Source organism: Actinomycetota bacterium, from assembly GCA_036280995.1.
Lineage (GTDB): Bacteria > Actinomycetota > CALGFH01 > CALGFH01 > CALGFH01 > CALGFH01.
On record DASUPQ010000092.1, the window covers coordinates 1 to 2,020 of the forward strand.

At 74.6% G+C, this 2,020-nt stretch carries 4 protein-coding genes; 3 read left to right on the forward strand and 1 reads right to left on the reverse strand.

Translation table 11 applies throughout. From position 1 onward, the window contains the following. The 3 genes from VF468_02620 to VF468_02630 form a co-directional block, all read left to right on the forward strand. On the forward strand, positions 1–192 hold a 192-nt coding region (locus VF468_02620), incomplete at its 5' end, for an MMPL family transporter (GenBank protein HEX5877204.1). Positions 193–257: 65 nt separating this feature from the next. Continuing rightward, complete coding sequence (locus VF468_02625; protein ID HEX5877205.1) at positions 258–605, forward strand: hypothetical protein; 348 nt, start codon at positions 258–260, stop codon at positions 603–605. Further along, entirely contained in the window at positions 605–751 is a 147-nt protein-coding gene (locus tag VF468_02630; protein HEX5877206.1) for a hypothetical protein, read from the forward strand. Before VF468_02625 ends, VF468_02630 begins: the two co-directional genes overlap by 1 nt. A gap of 298 nt (positions 752–1,049) precedes the next feature. Here the strand turns inward: VF468_02630 and VF468_02635 are convergent, their stop codons facing one another. After that, positions 1,050–1,679, reverse strand: coding sequence for a helix-turn-helix domain-containing protein (locus VF468_02635; GenBank protein HEX5877207.1), 630 nt, complete (start codon positions 1,677–1,679; stop codon positions 1,050–1,052). Positions 1,680–2,020 lie beyond the last annotated feature (341 nt).

Genomic DNA, 2,020 nt, shown 5'->3' on the forward strand with positions numbered 1-2,020 from the left:
GGCCTGGCCGTGGCCGTGCTGATCGACGCCACCCTGGTCAGGACGATCCTGGTGCCGGCCGTGATGCGGCTGGTCGGGCGCTGGAACTGGTGGATGCCGGCCTGGCTCGACCGCTGGCTCCCGCGGATCGCCCTTGAGAGCTCGGAGGAGGACCGACCGGCCCCCCGGACTCGGGAGCCAGCCGGCATCTGAGGCGGACGCCAAGGTCCCGGGAGACTAGGAGACCGGAAACGCGTCGGCCTCGGGCGAGGCCATCCATGCAGGACATCCTCGGCCAGGCGAACCTGTCCGCGGGCGCCGTCTACCGCTACTTCCGCAAAGGGCGAGATCATCGTGGCCTCGCCGGCGAAGCCGTGAACGAGGTCGCTGGCGCCCTCGACACCGCCTTCGACGCCGACGACCCACCGGCGCTGGACGAGGTCCTCGGCGCGGCCTTGCTCGCCATCGAGCGGGTCGACGCCGAGCAGGGTTTCGCCAGGCTGGCCGTCCAGATCTGGGGCGAGGCGGTGCGGTCCCAGCCCTGGCCGAGATCATCAAGGGCGAGATGGGGCACGTCCGGGACGCGCTTGCCCGGCTGGTCCGGGCCTACCAGGACCGCGGCCTGATGGCCGCGGACGTGCCATCCGAGCAGGTCGCCCAGGTCCTCATCGGCCTGCTGCCCGGCTTCGTGTTCCAGCACGCCCTGCTCGGCGACGTCGACCCGGCCGCCTTCCGCGCCGGCCTGCGGACGCTGCTGACTACGTACCGGTAGAGCCCGCCCACGACCAGCTCCTGGGTCGGGGCCACCGGCGCTGGGGTACCCAGGTCCTCGACCACGAAGCGCGCGAACGCCTGCACCAGCACGACGACCCCGGCGGCCAGGAGGACCACCCCGGCCAGCCGCAGCGGCAGCCACCAGGCCGGGAGCGCGCGGGCTTGCCAGCCGGTTAGCCACCAGGGGACCGGCCCGGCCACCACGCCCGGCGCTAGCGCTAAGAACGCCCCGCCGCCCAGGGCGGCAACCGCCTTCCGCATCGCCCCAGCGTACCCGGGTCAGGTGCCGGCGGCGGCTACCAGCGGCCGACGAGCTCCCGCCAGGTCGGCGGGGGACCGGGAAGCGGGGCCGCCCCGGGGGCGCGCATGGCCTCCAGGAGGAGGGCCAGGTAGCGGTGGCGGAGCTGGCTTGTGCGGGCCTGGTCACCCATGCGGATGGACGCCACCTGCTCGAACACCATGGACAGGTCGTTGACGTCGAGGTCGGGCCGGATGGTCCCCGACGCCATGGTCCGCTCGAACAGCCGCTCGTTGAGCTCCTGGCCGACGGCGGCGTCGCGGTTCAGCTCCTCGGTGGGGGTGAAGGTGCCGGCCAGGCGCGAGGTCAGGGAGTGGGTGTCGGCGTCGACGATCCGGCGCATAAAACGGGCGAAGGCCTCCCACGGGTCACCGTCGTCGGCCAGGGCCTCCTCGGCGGCGGCGATGTAGGTCCGCAGCCCGTCCGCGCAGAGGCGCCGCAGCAGGTCCTCCTTGCTCGCGTAGCGCCGGTACAGGGCGCTGATGCCGACCCCGGCGTGCTCGGCCACGGCGGCGATCGGCGCCCCCGGGTCGGCCACGAACACCGCCCTGGCGGCGTCGAGGATCCGCTGGTCGTTCCGGGCCGCCTCGGCCCGGCGCCCGCTCATCGGCGTGGATGCGGTGGTCATGGGAGCAGCTTACCACTGGAACGAACCGTTCCGTTCTGCTCAGTCGGCCGGCGACGCCTCGATGACGCTCAGTCCACGCAGCACCCGCGTGAGCAGCTCCGGGGTCCACCCCGACCGCCTCGGCGGCCCTCCGACACCGGCGCGGGCCCCCGTGCCGGGGCCGGGGCCGGGGTCGGTGTCGGGGCGTCCCGTGGGCCCGACGCTCAGCTCCGGGTGGCGTTGCGGACGGCGGTGCGGGCGGCCCGGCCGTCCTCGGCGTCGAGGGCGAGGGTGGCGAGCCCGCGGCACTCGGCGAGGGTGTGGGCGGCGAGGGCGGCGCGGACCGCCGGGATGCTGACCGG